Origin of the sequence: Novosphingobium sp. EMRT-2, assembly GCF_005145025.1 — a bacterium.
GTDB lineage: Bacteria > Pseudomonadota > Alphaproteobacteria > Sphingomonadales > Sphingomonadaceae > Novosphingobium.
Window position 1 is genome coordinate 572,775 of sequence record NZ_CP039697.1, and the last position, 16,935, is coordinate 589,709.

Consider the following 16,935-nt stretch of genomic DNA (forward strand, 5'->3'; position numbering starts at 1 on the left):
GCACGCCTGCTGCGGGTGTCGTGGATGTCAGACGCAGTTCATCACAGGCCCCCTTCGGCAACAAACGCACATATGTCGTCCGCCAAGGGAGAAGCCCTCGTCCGCCCGGTGCATCCCGCCCGCGCGAAGGAACGACGGTAGCGGGCCGGTTTCCTGACTTCCCGGATCATCGCGCCTGTCGCCGCCTTCTCAGGGCCGGAACCCCAATGGCGTGATGGCGATGCGCTCACCGGTCACAGTTGCGGGAGCAGTGCCGGATTCGGCGGATTTCCGCCGGCCGGACTTCCCGATTAAGCCCTTTCGGGCACCCGTTACGCTGCCGGTGATAAGCGAAGCGATGCGCCGCCGCAAGCATTCGCGCTTGCGGCATGGCCGGCGCGAAGCTATCCGCCGCTCTGCGACAGGTTCCCCGAAAGGGGATCAAAAGGGAACGGGGTGCGAAACCCCGGCTGCCCCTGCAACTGTAAGCGGCGAGCCGACCGGCCATCACGCCATTGGGACTTCACCGTCCTGAGAAGGCGGCCGGACCAGCATTGACCCGCGAGCCAGGAGACCTGCCTGACGCGGTCGTTCTTCGTTCGGGCAGGGTGCACCGGACGTTCGAGGTTCCCGCGTCAAAGGCGGGACGATCCCTCGCGCAACGACAGCCACTGCCTGCCGGGAAGACCGTGCGGGAAGCGTCGTCTCGTGCCCTCCGGCGATCTCGCCGGGGCGTCGCGCGGCGGGCGTTTTCCATGCGGTCCGAACGGCAGGTCATCGCCGTTCGTATCCAGGGAACCGCACCATGCGCCTGACCCGTTGTTCCGTTGTTTCCGTCCTCTCGCTCTCGCTGGGCCTTCCCGTGGCCGCCCATGCCGCCCCTTACCCCGACGATCCGGCGCCCGACGCGGCGCCTGACACCTCCATCGTCGTGACCGCGCTGCGCACGCCGGTCGCGCAGGATCGCGTCTCGTCCACCGTCACCGTGCTGGACGAGGCGGCCATCCGGCAGGTGCAGCCGCTGGCCGTGACCGATGTCCTGGTCCGCACGCCCGGCATCAGCCTTTCGCGCAACGGCGGCTATGGCACCGCCACCTCGCTGCGCATCCGCGGCGCGGACGCCGGCCAGTCGGTCATGGTGATCGACGGTGTGCGGCTGTCCGATCCGTCCGCCACGTCCGGCGGTTATGCCTTTTCCAACCTGTTCGTCGATGACATCGAACGCATCGAGATCCTGCGCGGCCCGCAATCGATCCTGTGGGGCAGCGACGCGATCGGCGGCGTCGTCAACGTGACCACGCGCCGCGCGGAAAAACCGCTGGAAGGCAGCCTGGCGGTGGAGGCGGGCACGCACAAGACGGTGAACGCGCAAGCCGGCGTCGGCGGCACGGGCACGCTGGTCGACTGGCGGCTGTCCGCCTCGACCTTCTCCACCGACGGCATTTCGGCCCGCAGCAATGGCACCGAGCCGGACGGATACCGCCGCACCTCGGCCAGTGGCACGGCCACGTTCAAGCTGACGCCCAACCTGTCGTTTGACCTGCGCGGCTACTGGGCCGACGCGCGCAACGATTTCGACGGCACCTCGGGCGACTCGCTCGTCTATGGCCTGACAAAGGAATGGTCGGGCTATGCCGGGCTCAATCTCGCGCTGCTCGACGGCCGCTTCACCAACCGGCTGGCGGCGATGCAGACCGAGACCGACCGCGAGAACTACGATCCCGCCCGCGCGATCCGCCCGCTGAACTTCGACGCGCACGGCCGCGTCCGCCGCTTCGAATACCAGGGGTCGTTCCGCTTTTCCGACGCGGTGCAGGCCGTGTTCGGCGCCGAACGCGAGGAACAGCGCATGACCACGGCCTCGCCCGGCAACAACACCGCGCCCTATGCGCTGGTGCCGCAGCGCGCTTCGACCGACAGCCTCTATGGCGAGTTGCGCGCGACGCCTCTCGCCGGGCTGACGCTCAACGGCGGCGTGCGCTACGATCACCAGTCGCGGTTCGGAGGGAACACGGTGTTCAGCGCCGGCGGCGTCTATACGCCCAACGCGGGCAAGACGGTGCTGCGCGCCAGCTATGACGAAGGGTTCAAGGCCCCGTCGCTCTACCAGCTGTTCAGCCTCTACGGTAACGCGGATCTCAAGCCCGAAAAGGCGAAGGGCTGGTCGGTCAGCTTCGAGCAGGCGCTGGGCAGCGTGCTGCGCGGCTCCGCGACATGGTTCGAGCGCGACACCGACAACCTGATCGACTTCGCCTATTGCCCCACCAGCGGCCCGCTGCCTGCATCCTGCTATGTGCCCGGCACGACCACAACGCGCTTCGGCTACTACGCCAACGTCCGCAAGGCGCACGCGCGGGGCATTGAGCTGAGCGGTGATGCCCGGATCGGCGTGCTGTTCGCGCAGGGCAACTACAGCTGGATTGCGGCGCAGGACCGGTCGCCCGGCGGCGCCGACTTCGGCCGCCAGCTTGCCCGCGTGCCGCGCCATCTCGCCAACGTCGAGGGTGGGATCGATCTTCCGCAGGGGGTGAAGGCCAGCGTGGCCGCGCGCTATGCCGGCGCGACGTTCGACCGCGCGGGCAGCCGCACGACCTTGCCCGATTACTGGCTGGTCGACCTGCGGGTGCAGTGGCTCGTGGCCGGCGGGCTGACGGTCCATGGTCGCATAGAGAACCTGGCCGACCGGCATTACGAGACGGCCAGCGGTTACGGCAGCCTGGGCCGGACGGTCTATATCGGCCTGCGGAGCCGGTTCTGATGCTGCGCGCGGTTGCAAACGGGCCGGCAGTGGTGGTCTGCTCCACCTGCCGCCTGTCCGCCGACCGGCGCGAGGACGAAGGCGGGCGGCGCGGTGGCGCGCTGCTCGCCGAGGCCTTGCGGCAGGTGCAGGCGCAGGAACCGGACCTTGCCGGCGTGGCGGTGCAGGAAATGGCCTGCCTGTTCGCCTGCCAGCGCCATTGCACGGTCCATATCCGCGCGCCGGGCCGGATCGGCTATGTGCTGGGCGGGTTCACGCCCGACGAGGCTTCGGCCCGCGCGATTCTGGGCTATGCCGCCCGCCACGCCGCAAGCGCGGAAGGCGTGGTGCCCTATGCCGAATGGCCGGAAGGCGTGAAGGGCCATTTCATCACCCGCACCCCGCCCGAAGGCTATGTCTGCCCATGATTGTCTGGCCATGATCCGCTTTGACGATCCGGCGGTGTTCGGGGCCGCGCTCGACGCCTTGCCGCAGCCCGACGATGCCGCGCTGGCCGCGGGGCGCGCGCGGCAGGCGGTGCTGACCAAGCCGGCGGGATCGCTGGGGCGGCTGGAGGAGATCGCGCTGTTCATGGCGGGCTGGCAGCGGCGCGAACGGCCGGCGCTCGACCGGGTGCGGGCAACGGTGTTTGCCGGCAACCACGGCGTCGCCGCACGCGGCGTCAGCGCCTTTCCCGTGGAGGTGACCGCACAGATGGTCGCGAATTTCCAGGCCGGCGGCGCAGCGATCAACGCGCTGGCGCGGGCGTGCGGCGCGGCGCTGTCCGTGGTCGCGCTCGATCTTGACCGCCCGACCGGCGACATCGCCAGCGCGGCGGCGATGAGCGAGGAGGAGTGCCTCGCCGCGCTCAACGCCGGGGCGCAAGGCGTGGCGGCGGACACCGATCTCCTGTTCGTGGGCGAAATGGGGATCGCCAACACCACGCCCGCCGCCGCGCTGTGCGCGCAAGCCTTCGGCGGCGCGGCGGCGGACTGGTGCGGGCACGGGAGCGGCATCGACGGCCCGGGCGTCGCGCGCAAGATCGCGGCGGTCGAAAGCGCGCTGGCGCTGCATGGCGCGCAGTGCGTTACCCCGTTCGAGACATTGCGCCGGCTTGGCGGGCGCGAGATCGCGGCCATGGCCGGCGCGATCCTTGCCGCCAGGTTGCTGCGCGTGCCGGTGCTGCTCGACGGGTACATCTGCTGCGCGGCGATTGCCCCGCTGGTCGCCACACAGCCCGCGTTTACCGACCATTGCCTTGCCGCGCATTGCTCGGCCGAACAGGCGCATGCGCGGTTGCTCGGGCACTTCGGGCTGGAGCCGTTGCTGCGGCTTGGCATGCGGCTGGGCGAGGGATCGGGCGCGGCGGTGGCGGTTCCGCTGGTGCGCGCTGCCCTTGCCGCCCACAACGGCATGGCGACTTTTGCCGAAGCAGCGGTGGCGCAGGCCCTATGAAAGCCGTGGCGCTGCACCTCCTGCGGCACGGTGCGCCGCTGCGGCCGGGCCTGTTGCTGGGTCGCACCGACGATGCGGCGCGCGATCCCGGCTGCGCAAGGCTGCTCGCGCCGGCCATGGCGTTCGACGTTGCGAGGATCGTTACGTCCGATCTCCGGCGCGCGCGGGCTTCGGCGGAAGCGCTCGCGCTGGCGCGGGGCTTGCCGCTGGCGGTCGATCCGCGCTGGCGCGAACTCGATTTCGGGGACTGGGATGGCCGTGCCCCTGAAGACCTCGCGCAGACCGATCTCGCGCGGTTCTGGGACGATCCCGATGCCTGGCCTCCACCGGGGGGAGAGCGCTGGTCGGCGCTGTGCTATCGGGTAGGGCAGGCGATCCGCGAAGTCGGCCGCACGACGCTGGTCGTGACCCACGCCGGCGCGATGCGCGCGGCGGTCTCGGCCCTGACCGGGCTGGATCACCGCGCCGTCTGGGCGTTCGACTTGCCTTATGGCGCCTTGCTCTCGTTCAGGGTCTGGCCGGGAGAGAAACCGGCGGGGCAGATTACGGGCCTGCAGGCCGGGGGCGGGGCGTGAAGCCGCTGCTGCTCGCCCTGCAATTCCTGACGCGCTTGCCGCTTCCAATGATCCCGGCGGACGAGGCGGACTTCGGCCGGGCGATCCGCTGGTTTCCCGTCGCCGGACTGGTCGTTGGCGGTGCGGTCGCTGTCGCGGCATGGGTGGGCCTGCACCGGGACGCATGGTTGGCCGCGCTGCTGGCGCTGGCGGCGTGGATCGCGATCACCGGCGCGCTGCACCTCGACGGGCTGGGCGACGTCGCGGACGCCGCCGGGGCGGCGCACCACGATCGGACGCGCGTCTCCGCCGTGCTGACCGATCCGCACATCGGCAGCTTCGGCGTGGTCGCCATCGTGCTGCAAGTGCTGGCCAAGCTGGTGTTGCTCCACCTTGTCCTGCGCATGTCGGTGCCGCCCGCGCTGCTGCTGGTGCCGGTCTTGGCGCGGCTGGGGCCGATCGCGTGGGCGATCGCCCTGCCACCCCTGCACGCGGGGATGGGCACGCTGTTCCGGGCAGGCGCGAGCGGACGGGTTCTCGCGATCTGGCTCGCCTGCCTGGCTGTCTGCGCTTTCCTGACCAATCCGGCGCTCCTGCTGATGCTCGGTCTGATGCCGCTGTGGGCGTGGTGGCTGCGCGCGCGGATCGGCGGCCTTTCGGGCGACGGGCACGGCGCCGGGATCGAGCTGCTCGAAACGGCCGGGCTGCTCGTGCTGGCGGTGACCGGATGACGGGGGCTTTCACCCATCACGGCGGGCGGCTGGCGGACGCCAGCGCGCGGTTCGGCGGCGCGCCGGAGGACTGGCTCGACCTTTCGACCGGGATCAATCCCGTGCCGTGGCAGCCCCCGCCGGCGCTGGCGATCGACTGGCGCGGGCTTCCCCAAGCGCAGGCGCTCGCCCTGCTGGAAGCTCGGGCGGCCGGGCATTTCGGCGTCCAGCCCGACCTCTGCATGGCCCTGCCCGGCAGCGAGGTGGCGCTGCGCCTGCTGGCCCGGCTGCTGGACCTGCCGGGTCGCTATCCGCCGCTTGCCTATGGCACCTATCGCGATGCCTTTGCGCGGGGTGAGGCCCTGGCGCCGCGCGCAGACCTGCCATCCCACGCCACCGCCATCGTCCTCGGCAATCCCAACAACCCCGATGGCACGGTGCTGTCGCCCGCGCGGGCGCTGGCCCTGCTGGCGCATCAGGAGGCGCACGGCGGCTGGCTGATCGTGGACGAAGCCTTCGCGGACGGCGCGCCGGACGCCAGCCTCGCCGCGCTGGTCGCGCCGCACCGGCGGCTGATCGTGCTGCGATCGTTCGGGAAGTTCTTCGGGCTTGCGGGGATGCGGCTGGGCTTCGTGATCGCGCCGGAGGGCGTCCTGGCGGCGCTGCGCCATCTGCTGGGCGATTGGCCGGTTCATGCCGCCGCGCTGGCGTTTGGCACGGCGGCTTATGGTGATCGGGCCTGGATCGCGCAGACCCGGCAGGCGTTGCCCGTGCGGGCCGCCGCGCTCGATAGCGTGCTGCGCCGCCATGGCCTTGCCCCGGAGGGCGCCTGCCCGCTGTTCCGGCTGGTGCGGACGCCGGAGGCAGGCCGGCTGTTTGTCACGCTGGCCCGCCACCGCATCCTGACCCGGCCTTTCGCGGACCATCCCGGCCTCTTGCGCCTTGGCCTGCCGGCCGATGACGCGGGGCTGGCGCGGCTCGATGCGACGCTGGCGCAGGGGCGGGCCGATGGCTGAGCCTGTCGCGCTGGCCGCGCTGGCGCTCGACGCCGGGCTGGGCTGGCCGGCCCGGCTCCACGCGCGGACCGGGCATCCCGTCGGCGCGTTCGCGCGGCTTGTTTCGGGGTGCGAGCGCTGCTGGAACCGGCGCGGGTATGGCGACTTTGCCCGGCGCGTTCTGGGCACGGCCACGGTCGCGCTGCTGATCGCGTTTGCGGCGCTCGGGGCGCTGACGGTGGAGTGCGCGATCCGCTGGGGCGTGGGGCCGCTGGCCTGGCCGGTGCTCGCGCTGGCCGCCTGGCCCGCGCTGGCGCAGCGCAGCCTCGACGACCATGTGCGCCCGGTGATCGCGGCGCTGGCGCGCGATGACCTGCCCGCCGCGCGCAAGGCCGTGGGCAGGATCGTGGGCCGCGATACCGCCGCGCTCGATCACGCCGGAATCGCCCGCGCCGCGATCGAGAGCCTGGCGGAAAGCTTCTGCGATGGCGTGGTCGCACCGCTGTTCTGGCTGCTCGTGCTGGGGCTGCCGGGCGTGTGGGCCTACAAGGCGGTCAACACGGCGGACAGCCTGATCGGCCATCCCGAGCCACCGCTGCGTGCGTTCGGCTGGGCGGCGGCGCGCAGCGACGATCTGCTGAATCTGGCGCCCGCGCGCCTTTCCGCGCTGCTGTTGTGCCTGGCGGGCGGGGGCGGCTGGGGCATCGTGTGGCGCGATCATGCCCGCCATGCCTCTCCCAACGCGGGCTGGCCCGAGGCGGCGATGGCCGGGGTACTCGGCGTCCGGCTGGCCGGCCCCGCCTGCTATGACGGACAGGTGCTGGACAAACCGTGGATCGGTGCGGGAGGAGAAGCCGGTCTGGCCGCGCTGATCGCGGCGCGGCGCGTCTATATCCGGGCCTGCGGGCTGTTGTGGCTGATGGCGGGAGGAATGGCATGGCTGGCCTGATGCTGCAGGGGACCGGTTCCGACGTGGGCAAATCGGTGCTGGTCGCGGGGCTGTGCCGCGCGCTGGCCAACCGCGGCGTGCGCGTCCTGCCGTTCAAGCCGCAGAACATGTCGAACAACGCGGCGGTCACCGTCGATGGTGGCGAGATCGGGCGGGCGCAGGCGTTGCAGGCGCTGGCCGCACGCGCCGCGCCGCATACCGACATGAATCCCGTGCTGCTCAAGCCGCAGGCGGATCGTATGTCGCAACTCGTGGTCCATGGCCGGGTGCGCGGCACGCTGGGATCGGCCGATTTCCGCGAAGGGCGGCGCAGCCTGCTGCCCGAAGTGCTCGAAAGCTGGCACCGCCTGCGCGCGCGCTGCGATCTGGTGGTGGTCGAAGGCGCCGGCTCGCCGGCCGAGATCAACCTGCGCGATGGTGACATCGCCAACATGGGCTTCGCGCGCGCGGCGGGGGTGCCGGTGGTGCTGGTGGGCGATATCGACCGGGGCGGGGTGATCGCGTCGCTGGCGGGGACGCGCGCGGTGCTTGATCCGGCCGACGCGGCAATGATCCGGGGCTTCATCGTCAACAAGTTCCGGGGCGATCCCGCGCTGTTCGCCGATGGCTACGAGGCGATCGGCCGGTTGACGGGCTGGCCGGGCTTCGGGCTGGTGCCCTGGATTGCGGCCACCGCCCGGTTGCCCAGCGAGGATGCGGTGGTGCTCGACCGCGCGGCCCCGGCCACGCCAGGGCGCAAGCTGGTCGCCTGCCCGATCCTGCCGCGCATCGCCAACTTCGATGATCTCGATCCCTTGCGGCAAGAGCCGGAGGTGGAGGTAGCGATGGTTCCGCCCGGCACGCCGATCCCCGCCCATGCCGCGATGATCGTGCTGCCCGGATCAAAAGCGACGATCGCCGACATGGCCTTCCTGCGCGCGCAGGGCTGGGACATCGACATCCATGCCCATTACCGGCGCGGCGGCGCGGTGCTGGGGATCTGCGGCGGATACCAGATGCTTGGTCGCCGGATCGCCGATCCGCTGGGGATCGAGGGCGATCCGCGCGCCATCGCCGGGCTTGGCCTTCTGGACGTGGAAACCGTGCTTACGCCGGACAAGGCGTTGCGGCGCGTGCGGGGCGTGGCGCTCGGCGCGGCGTTCGAGGGCTACGAGATGCATATGGGCGAAACCACGGGGCCGGGCGCGGCGCATGGGTTCGCCTGTCTGGACGGCGCGCGCGCCGATGGAGCGATCAGCGCCGACGGGCATGTGTTCGGCACCTATTGCCACGGCCTGTTCGCCGCACCCGGCCTGCGCGCGGCCGTGCTGGCGCGGATCGGCGCGCGCTCGAACGGCGCGGACCACGATCATGCGGTCGACGCCGCGCTCGACGAACTGGCGGGCGAGCTGGAGCGGCATCTCGATGTCGACGGCTTGCTGGCGCTCGCGCGGGCGGGCCTTGCATGACCAGCCTGCTGGTGCTGGGCGGCGCGCGTTCGGGCAAGAGCCGCTATGCGCAGCAGCGCGTGGAAGCGTGCGGGGGTCGGCTGGCCTATATCGCCACCGCGCAGGCGCTCGATGCCGAAATGGAGGACCGGATCGCCCGGCACCGCGCCGATCGCGATGCGCGCTGGCACACCATCGAGGCACCGCTTGCCCTTGCCGCCGCCCTTGCGCGAGCCGGCGAGAGCCACGCCGCGATCCTGGTCGATTGCCTGACGCTCTGGCTGTCCAACCTGCTGCTGGCGGATCGCGACGTGCAGCGCGAAGGCATGGCGCTGGTCGAAGCCGTCGCCACCTGTCCGGTGCCGGTGGCGCTCGTCGCCAACGAGGTGGGGCTGGGGATCGTGCCGGACAATGCGCTGGCGCGCCGCTTCCGTGATGAGGCGGGGTGGCTCAACCAGCGGCTCGCGGCGATGGCGGACGAGGTCGTGTTCGTCGCGGCCGGCCTGCCTATGGTTCTGAAGGGCACGGGCGCGGTCGTATCCGGGGTATGAACCCTGCGCATAGGCCTTCCGCCTTCACCCTGCCCGGCGCGCCTGCTCGATCAGCGCGGCCGCTTCGTTGAGAAGATCGCGGCTGGCGCTGACGGCCCGTTCCGCATCGCCAGCGGCAATCGCGTTGGCGATGGTCCGGTGAGCGTCGCTGTCCGCGGTCGCCACGCCCTTCTGCCGGTTGGTCAGCCGGATGCTGAAGCGCAGCGCTGTCTCGACCAGATCCCGGCACTGGATCATGAAGCGGTTGCCGCTGGCGAGCAGGATGGCGACATGGAAATCGATGTCGGCCTGGAGAGCGTCCTCCTGGCTTATCCCGCGCGTGGTCATGCGCTCCGCCGCTTCCCCGATGCGCGTGATCGCCTCCGGATCGTTGCGGCGGATCGCCAGCGATGCGGCCTGCGGCTCGATGGCGCTACGGAAGGCGGTGAACTCCGCCAGCAGATCGAGCGAAAGGCCTCGGCTGAGCAGCCAGCGCAGCACATCGGGATCGAGGAAATTCCAGTCGCGCTCCGGCGCGACGCGGGTGCCGAGCCGGGGCCTGGACGCGATCAACCCCTTGGCCGTCAGCATCTTGATGGCTTCGCGGGTAACGCTGCGGCTGGCTTTGAACTGTTCCGAGATGTCCGCTTCAATGGGCAGAGGGCGATCCGCGTATTCGCCGGCAACGATCGCCCGCCCAAGCGTTTCGACAATGCGGGCGGTAACCTTGCCGCCGTTTTCGTAGGGGGTCATGGGCTGCTCCCGTCCCGAATTGGGGATCGGGATCGCCGCTATATTAATATGATAAATGGTGTTAAGGCGACCCCGCGACAGGATCAAGCCGTTGCGTCGATCGGGAACAGGAGAGAACCCCAGCCATGGCAGTCGTAACGCTTGCCGATGCCTTGCCGCTGTTTGCGGTATTGCGCGGCCTTGAGCCGGAAAGGGCGCAGGCCGTCGGGGACGCGCTGGTGGAGGCCGGCTTCGGCATCCTTGAGGTGACGATGAATTCGCCCGATCCGTTCGCCAGCATCGCCAGCCTTGTTGGTTCGCTCGGCGATCGCGCGCTGATCGGCGCGGGCACCGTGACGCGCACCGACGAGGTGGACGAACTGGAGCGCCTTGGCGCGCGTCTGGTGGTGTCGCCGCACTGCGATCCGGCGCTGGTCGGCCATGCCGCGGGCAAGGGCATGACCGTGCTGCCGGGCGTGTTTACGCCCACCGAAATGATGGCGGCCCTGAAAGCGGGGGCGACGGGCATCAAGATATTCCCGGCGGAAGCCATGCCGCCTGCGGGCGTCCGCGCTGTCCGGGCGGTGTTGCCGCCGCAGGTGCCGATCTTCGTCGTCGGCGGGATCACAGCCACCAACATGGCCGATTATCTCCAGGCGGGTGCCACCGGCTTCGGCATGGGGGGATCGCTGTTCCGGCCCGGTAAGCCGCTGGACACCATCGCCGACGATGCACGGGCGATCGTTTCCGCGTTCCACGCGGCGAAGGCGCGGCGGTAACGGATACTGACCCTAGCGGCGGACATCCCCGCCACCGGCGAGGATGCTCTCGATGTCCGCTTCGCTGGCGCGCAGAAAGTCCCCGGATACGGCGTGTGCCCACTGCGAGCAGCCCGTCGCGAAGGTGACGGTGCGATCAGGCGTCATGCCGCGCGCCAGACCGTGCACGATGCCCGCGGCAAAGGCGTCGCCCGTGCCGATCCGGTCGACGATGGCGTCCAGCGCAACGGGCTCGGTACTGGTCACAGCGGACCGGCTGGCAAGCAGCCCGGTCAGGCGCTGGTTGTTGCTGGAGGACACTTCGCGGTGCGTCGCCGCGACGTGGGTGAGGGCGGGGGCGAGCGCGAACATCGCCTGCGCCGCGTTATGCAACGCCGTGGCGGGATCGGGATCGGCGAAAGTGCGGTCCAGCATCAGGCCGATCACGCGCGGGTCGGCGAGCAGGACGTCTGCAGCCAGCGACAGTTCACGCAGGATCCGTTTCGCCTGATCTTCCCGATCCTGCCACAGGCTCGGCCGGAAATTGCAGTCGAACGCGATGCGCACGCCTCGCTCGCGCGCCGTGGCCATGGCCGACCGCAACGCCGCCAGCGGGCCTTCGCCCAGCGCTGCGGTGATGCCACCCACGAACAGCCAGTCCGCGCCGTTCAGGAGAGCGGGCCAGTCGAACAGATCGGGGGAGAGGTCGGCAAATGCCGAATGCGCGCGGTCGTAGAGAATTTCCGCAGGCCGGGCCATGGCGCCGGGCGAGAGGAAATACAGCCCCATCCGGCCGGAGGTGAAGGGGCTGCCGGCCAGGTTCACGCCGAACGCGCGGATCGCGTCCCGCGCCGCCCGGCCCAGGCGGTTTTCGGGCAGCACGGTGATAAGTTCCGCATCGTGCCCGAACCCTGCCAGCGCCACCGCGACGTTGGCTTCCGCGCCGCAGAACGTGGCGTCAAGCGTGCTTTCCTGCCCCAGCAGCGCCGGCGGCCGGGCCGCCAGGCGCAGCAGCATTTCGCCAAAACAGATGATCCTGGACACCCGGCACCTCTCCATCGCGCTGCCCGATTAATTATATGACAAATAGCGATGGAACAAGCGGGGCGCGCGTCGCCCGGTTCAGGATACCCCTTCCAGAGCCGCCGCCAGCGGCAGGGTGCGCAACCGCTTGCCGCTTGCGGCGAACACCGCATTGGCCAGCGCCGGAGCGACCACAGCGCAGGGCGGTTCGCCCATGCCGCCGGGATCGGCGCCGCTGTCGACGATATGCGTGGCGATGGCGGGGGCCTCGTTCAGGCGCAGGATGCGGTAGTCGTGGTAATTGGACTGTTCCACGCGCCCGCCCTTGATCGTCACTTCGCCATAAAGCGCGGCGGAGAGGCCGAAGATCACGCCGCTTTCCACTTGCGCGGCCACGCCCAGCGGGTTGATCGCCAGCCCGCAATCGACCGCCACGGTCGCCCGGGGCACGGTGATCGCGCCATCGGCAACGCGCGCCTCCAGCACCAGCGCGATGATCGTGCCCCACAGTTGCAGCACCGCGATCCCGCGTCCCTGCCCGGCGGGGAGCGGCGTGCCCCAGCCCGCTTCGCGCCCCGCCCGTTTGAGTACCGCGCGGATGCGCGGGTCGGTGACGAGCGAGAGGCGGTAGGCCAGCGGGTCCTGCCCTGCGGCATGGGCCAGTTCGTCAACGAAGCTTTCCACCACGAAGGCGGAGCGCAGCCCGCCCACGCCGCGCCACCAGCTTGTCGGCACTGCGCTTTCGGCCTGCTGGAACGTCACGCGGTGCGCGTCGAGCGCGTAGGGGATGGCGACCGCGCCCTCGATCGCGTCGGCATCCACACCGTTGAAGCCCTGCCCCAGCAGCCGCGCCATGATCGACGAGCCGGCGATCCGGTGCTCCCAGCCGATCGGCCGGCCGCCTGCATCCAGCGCGGCCGTGATCTGGTCGGCATAGGCGGGGCGGTACATGTCGTGCTTCATGTCCTCCTCGCGCGACCACATCAGCTTGACCGGGTAGGGTACCTGCCGCGCCAGCTCGACCGCGCGCACCACCATGTCGGTTTCCAGCCGCCGGCCGAAGCCGCCGCCCATCTGGCAGTTGTGGAACGTGACCTTGTCCGCCGGCAGGCCCAGTGCCTTGGCGGCATCGTCGCGCGCCTGCGCGGGCACTTGCGATCCCGCCCAGATCGTGCAGCCTTCGGGCGTGACGTGCGCGGTGCAACTGCCCGGCTCCATCGGCGCATGGGCCAGGAAGGGCTGGCGATAGGTCGCGTTGAACGGACGCGCCGCCTTCGCCTTGGCGGCGGCGAGATCGCCGGTGGACTTGGCCTCGAACCCCGGCTTCGCCAGCGCCTCGTCCAGCCCGGTGAGGATATGCGCATGGTCGGCCGGCGCCTTGGGCGCGGTCCATTGCGGGTTGGCGGCGATATAGCCCTGCATCGCCGCCCAGTAGGTCTCGGCCACCACGAACAGCACGTCGGTGCCCTTGACGAGCTGCACCACGCCGGGGGTGGCGCGCGCGGCCTTTTCGTCGAACGCGGCGAGCGTGCCGCCAAACATCGGACATTGCGCCAGCATCGCTACTTTCATGCCGGGCAGGCGCACGTCGATGCCATAGACGATTTCGCCGGTGACCTTGGCGAGGCTGTCGAGCCGCCGGGTGGGCTTGCCGATGACCCGGAACGCGCTGCCAGGCCGCAACGGCGCGTCCTTGGGCAGCGGCGCGGCGCTGGCGGCGGCCAGCAGATCGCCCACGGGCAGGCGGCGGCTGCCCGTGGCCTCGATCACCATGCCGCCGACAAGGTCGCAGCGTTCGGGCGGGACGCCCCATTGCCGCGCCGCCGCGCCCACCAGCGCCGCGCGGGCGTTGGCGGCGGCCTGCCGCAGCGGCTTGTAGAGTTCGCGCACCGAACTGGACCCGCCGGTGCCCTGGTCGATAGGCGCGAAGCGCGCACTGTCGCCTTCGGGGATGGTCACGGCCACTTGCGCGGGCGACAGCCCTAGTTCCTCCGCCACCAGCATGGCGAGCGTGGTGAACACGCCTTGTCCCATCTCGGTCTTGGGCAGGGCGAGCGCGGCGCCCTCCGCCGTGACCGAAAGAAAAGCGTTGGCGGTCAGCGCGGCGGCCTTCGCGGCAGAGGCCCGGCCCACCGGCACCACCAGCGCAAGGCCTAGCGCGGCCGATCCGCGCAGCACGCCCCGGCGCGAAAGGCCGCCAGCCACGCCGCCGCTCATGCCTTGCCTCCCGCCGCCGCCAGCTTCACCGCCTTGCGGATGCGCGGGTAGGTGCCGCAGCGGCAGAGGTTGCCGCTCATCCCCGCCTCGATCGCTGCGTCGTCGGGCGCGGGGTTGGCCTTGAGCAGTGCCGTGGCGGCGATCAGCTGGCCCGGCTGGCAATAGCCGCACTGGACCACGTCGGCTTCGACCCAGGCATCCTGCAGGCGCTTGCCCAGCGGATCGTCGCGCAAACCCTCGATCGTGGTGACCGGCTGGCCGATGAACGCGCGCGCCGGGGCCTGGCAACTGAAGAAGCGTTCGCCGCCCATCAGCACGCTGCACGCGCCGCAGAGTCCCGCGCCGCAGCCAAACTTGGTGCCGGTCAGCCCGATCACGTCGCGCAGCACCCACAGCAGCGGCATGTCGATGGCGCCGGCGTCCACCGTCACCTGTTTGCCGTTGACTGTCAGCGAATAGCTCATGCCCATGTCCCCGTCTGACGCCCCCCGTTTTGGCGTCCGGACCGCACTATGCGGCGAGCCGCGGCCCAAGCAAAACCCTTATATGCGGAAGCTGCCTTGGCCGCCGCTTGACTTTGCCGGGCGGTCTGGCCGATTGGTCCCTTCGTTATCGGCATTTTGAGGGGAGTAGGGGAGCCAATGCGACGCGGCTGGTCCCTGACATTGCAAAAGCGGATCCGGCCCGCCGGGTCGACGCCGCTCTACATGCAACTCGCTCATGCGCTGATTCACGAGATCGAGCGGGGGCGGCTCCAGCCGGGGTCGCCGCTGCCCAGTAGCCGGGAACTCGCCAGCGAACTGGGCTTCAACCGCAAGACCGTGGTGACCGCCTACGAGGAGCTTGTCGCGCAAGGCTGGCTGGAAACCGCGGACCGCAAGGGGACCGCGGTCGCGACCCGCCTGCCGCGTGGCCGACCGGAAACCCCCGAAAGCAGCCCGCCGATCGGGCGTCAGCCGATCTATCGCTTCGTGCCGCCCCCGTCGCGGCCGATCGCCGTTCCGCCCGGGCGGCTCATCAAGCTGGACGAAGGCAGCCCCGACGGCAGTCTGTTCCCGCCCGAGGCGCTGGCGCGCGCCTTCCGCACCGCCGCGCTCTATGCCGCGCGGCGGCAGCAGCTGGGCTATCGCGATCCCTGCGGCAGCGAGCGGCTGCGCGCCGGGCTGGCGGCGATGCTGCGCGAGGAGCGCGGCCTTGTCGTCAGCGAAGAGAACGTCTGCGTCACGCGCGGCAGCCAGATGGGCATCGCGCTCGCCGCGCGGCTGCTGGCTCGCCCCGGCGCGGTCGCGCTGGCCGAGGCGCTGACGTATGAGCCGGCGGTGGCCGCTTTCCAGGCCGCCGGGGTGCCGGTGCTGCCGGTAGCGCTGGACGACGACGGTATCGATGTCGATGCGGTGGAACGGGCGTGCCGCAACGGGCAGGTCTGCGCGGTGTTCGTCACCCCGCACCACCAGTTTCCGTCCACCGTTTCGCTGGCCCCGGAACGGCGCCTGCGGCTGGTCGAGCTGGCCCGGCAGTTCGGCTTCGCGATCATCGAGGACGATTACGACCACGAATTCCGCTTCGGATCGCAACCGCTGCTGCCGATGGCCGCCTATGCGCCGGACGTGGTGATCTATGTCGGATCGCTGTCCAAGCTGCTGCTGCCGGCGCTCCGGGTCGGCTATATCGTGGCGCCCGCGCCGGTCATCGCAGCCGCCGCGCACCAGGTTTCGATTAGCGATGGCATGGGCAACAGCTTGACCGAGGACGCCATCGCCCTCCTGCTGGAGGAAGGCGAGGTCCGCCGCCACGCGCGCAAGGCGACGCGCGTCTATGGCGCGCGGCGCGATGCGCTGGCGCAGGCGGTGCGGGAAGCGCTGGGCGATTTCGTCAGCGCGCGGCTGCCGGCGGGTGGCTTGGCGATGTGGCTGGAATTCCTCGATCTCGATGCCCTGGCCCGGATCGAGTCCGGCGCGCCCGCCGCCGGCATCACCTTCGCCGCGTCCGCTTCCTACCGGCTGGCCCCCGATGCCCCGCACGGGCTGCGGCTCGGGTTCGCGAGTTACTCCAGCGAACGGACGGTGGAAGCCGTACGCATACTGGGGCATCTGGGCCACAGTTGATCCGCCGACGATACTGGTCCCCTTGCTTTTGCCGATCTGGCACTTTTTCCGGGCCAATCGCTTGGTGACAACGTCGCCATGGACTTTCCTTCCGGAACCAACGGCGATCTTGCCGATCTTGTGGCCGCCTATCCGCTGGCCTGGCTCACCAACAGCGGGCCGGACGGTTTCTTCGCCACGCCGCTGCCGCTGATCGCCGAAACGGGGCCGGATGGCTCCATCGTCGCGCTGATCGGCCACTGTTCGCGCCGCAACGCGCAAGTCGCCGCGTTGCGCGCCGATCCGCGCGCGCAAATCCTGTTCATGGGGCCGCAGGGCTATGTCTCGCCCGCGCTGGTGTCGCGGCCGCACTGGGCGCCGACCTGGAACTTCGCGGTCGCAACCTTCGACGTGACAGTCGCATTCGGGGACGACAGCGAAACCCTGCCGGCGGTCCGCCTGCTGACCGCGCACGCCGAAGCACCGCAGTCCCCGCCCTGGCAGGTTGAGGACGCCGGAGAGCGATTGCCAAACTTGCTATCAAGAATCATTAGCTTTCGTGCGACGGTTCACGCTACGGACGCGCGATTCAAACTGGGACAGGAAGAAGACGTCGACGTGCTGAGGGAAATCCTGGCGGCCTATCCCGATCCGGTGATGGCCGGCTGGATGCGGCGGCTCAACGCCGACCGCCTAGAAACGGACAGCCTTAACGCGGACGATGCGGAAGCGATCATCGGGGAGACGGGATAGCCGAAGCGGGCGATCCATGACATTCAGAGGGG

At 70.4% G+C, this 16,935-nt stretch carries 16 protein-coding genes and 2 riboswitches; of the genes, 12 read left to right on the forward strand and 4 right to left on the reverse strand.

The genetic code is table 11. The annotated features are described in order from the left end of the window. Positions 1–125: 125 nt before the first annotated feature. A riboswitch (cobalamin riboswitch) is annotated at positions 126–327 on the reverse strand. Between the two features lie 58 nt (positions 328–385). After that, positions 386–577, forward strand: a riboswitch (cobalamin riboswitch). A gap of 207 nt (positions 578–784) precedes the next feature. From FA702_RS20535 to cobU, 9 genes are read left to right on the forward strand one after another with little or no spacing between them, the layout of a single operon-like run. Beyond that, complete coding sequence (locus tag FA702_RS20535) at positions 785–2,737, forward strand: TonB-dependent siderophore receptor (RefSeq protein ID WP_136957928.1); 1,953 nt, start codon at positions 785–787, stop codon at positions 2,735–2,737. After that, the gene (locus FA702_RS20540) at positions 2,737–3,144 is read left to right on the forward strand and encodes a DUF1636 domain-containing protein (RefSeq protein ID WP_136957929.1); all 408 of its coding nucleotides are present in this window, start codon (positions 2,737–2,739) and stop codon (positions 3,142–3,144) included. Before FA702_RS20535 ends, FA702_RS20540 begins: the two co-directional genes overlap by 1 nt. Positions 3,145–3,154: 10 nt before the next feature. After that, positions 3,155–4,171, forward strand: coding sequence for a nicotinate-nucleotide--dimethylbenzimidazole phosphoribosyltransferase (gene cobT / locus FA702_RS20545; RefSeq protein WP_136957930.1), 1,017 nt, complete (start codon positions 3,155–3,157; stop codon positions 4,169–4,171). After that, complete coding sequence (locus FA702_RS20550; protein WP_136957931.1) at positions 4,168–4,746, forward strand: histidine phosphatase family protein; 579 nt, start codon at positions 4,168–4,170, stop codon at positions 4,744–4,746. The genes cobT and FA702_RS20550 overlap by 4 nt, the downstream gene beginning before the upstream one ends. After that, on the forward strand, positions 4,743–5,456 hold the full coding sequence (locus tag FA702_RS20555; RefSeq protein ID WP_136957932.1) for an adenosylcobinamide-GDP ribazoletransferase: 714 nt from the start codon (positions 4,743–4,745) through the stop codon (positions 5,454–5,456). The genes FA702_RS20550 and FA702_RS20555 overlap by 4 nt, the downstream gene beginning before the upstream one ends. Then, positions 5,453–6,451: an aminotransferase class I/II-fold pyridoxal phosphate-dependent enzyme gene (locus FA702_RS20560; protein ID WP_136957933.1), complete on the forward strand. Its 999-nt coding sequence runs from the start codon at positions 5,453–5,455 to the stop codon at positions 6,449–6,451. Before FA702_RS20555 ends, FA702_RS20560 begins: the two co-directional genes overlap by 4 nt. Beyond that, the gene (gene cbiB / locus FA702_RS20565; protein ID WP_136957934.1) at positions 6,444–7,379 is read left to right on the forward strand and encodes an adenosylcobinamide-phosphate synthase CbiB; all 936 of its coding nucleotides are present in this window, start codon (positions 6,444–6,446) and stop codon (positions 7,377–7,379) included. The genes FA702_RS20560 and cbiB overlap by 8 nt, the downstream gene beginning before the upstream one ends. Then, on the forward strand, positions 7,367–8,827 hold the full coding sequence (locus tag FA702_RS20570) for a cobyric acid synthase (protein ID WP_136957935.1): 1,461 nt from the start codon (positions 7,367–7,369) through the stop codon (positions 8,825–8,827). Before cbiB ends, FA702_RS20570 begins: the two co-directional genes overlap by 13 nt. Continuing rightward, on the forward strand, positions 8,824–9,357 hold the full coding sequence (gene cobU, locus FA702_RS20575) for a bifunctional adenosylcobinamide kinase/adenosylcobinamide-phosphate guanylyltransferase (RefSeq protein WP_210417668.1): 534 nt from the start codon (positions 8,824–8,826) through the stop codon (positions 9,355–9,357). The genes FA702_RS20570 and cobU overlap by 4 nt, the downstream gene beginning before the upstream one ends. A gap of 24 nt (positions 9,358–9,381) precedes the next feature. Here cobU and FA702_RS20580 read toward each other — a convergent pair whose 3' ends face one another. Beyond that, positions 9,382–10,089: a FadR/GntR family transcriptional regulator gene (locus FA702_RS20580; RefSeq protein ID WP_136957936.1), complete on the reverse strand. Its 708-nt coding sequence runs from the start codon at positions 10,087–10,089 to the stop codon at positions 9,382–9,384. A gap of 125 nt (positions 10,090–10,214) precedes the next feature. Here FA702_RS20580 and FA702_RS20585 point away from each other — a divergent pair, with 125 nt between their 5' ends. Further along, positions 10,215–10,847: a 2-dehydro-3-deoxy-6-phosphogalactonate aldolase gene (locus FA702_RS20585; protein WP_136957937.1), complete on the forward strand. Its 633-nt coding sequence runs from the start codon at positions 10,215–10,217 to the stop codon at positions 10,845–10,847. Positions 10,848–10,859: 12 nt separating this feature from the next. Here FA702_RS20585 and FA702_RS20590 read toward each other — a convergent pair whose 3' ends face one another. The 3 genes from FA702_RS20590 to FA702_RS20600 all read right to left on the reverse strand — a co-directional run bounded on the left by FA702_RS20590 (position 10,860) and on the right by FA702_RS20600 (position 14,530). Further along, positions 10,860–11,870, reverse strand: coding sequence for a sugar kinase (locus tag FA702_RS20590; protein WP_168196168.1), 1,011 nt, complete (start codon positions 11,868–11,870; stop codon positions 10,860–10,862). Between the two features lie 78 nt (positions 11,871–11,948). Then, positions 11,949–14,066 carry a molybdopterin cofactor-binding domain-containing protein gene (locus FA702_RS20595; protein WP_136957939.1) on the reverse strand — a complete coding sequence of 706 codons (2,118 nt, stop codon included), beginning with the start codon at positions 14,064–14,066 and terminating at the stop codon, positions 11,949–11,951. Continuing rightward, positions 14,063–14,530, reverse strand: a complete 468-nt coding sequence (locus FA702_RS20600; protein WP_255504864.1) for a (2Fe-2S)-binding protein — start codon at positions 14,528–14,530, stop codon at positions 14,063–14,065. The genes FA702_RS20595 and FA702_RS20600 overlap by 4 nt, the downstream gene beginning before the upstream one ends. A gap of 177 nt (positions 14,531–14,707) precedes the next feature. Here FA702_RS20600 and FA702_RS20605 point away from each other — a divergent pair, with 177 nt between their 5' ends. Next, positions 14,708–16,171, forward strand: a complete 1,464-nt coding sequence (locus FA702_RS20605; RefSeq protein WP_136957941.1) for a PLP-dependent aminotransferase family protein — start codon at positions 14,708–14,710, stop codon at positions 16,169–16,171. A 78-nt stretch (positions 16,172–16,249) separates the two neighbouring features. Next, on the forward strand, positions 16,250–16,903 hold the full coding sequence (locus FA702_RS20610) for an FMN-binding negative transcriptional regulator (protein ID WP_136957942.1): 654 nt from the start codon (positions 16,250–16,252) through the stop codon (positions 16,901–16,903). Positions 16,904–16,935: the final 32 nt, after the last annotated feature.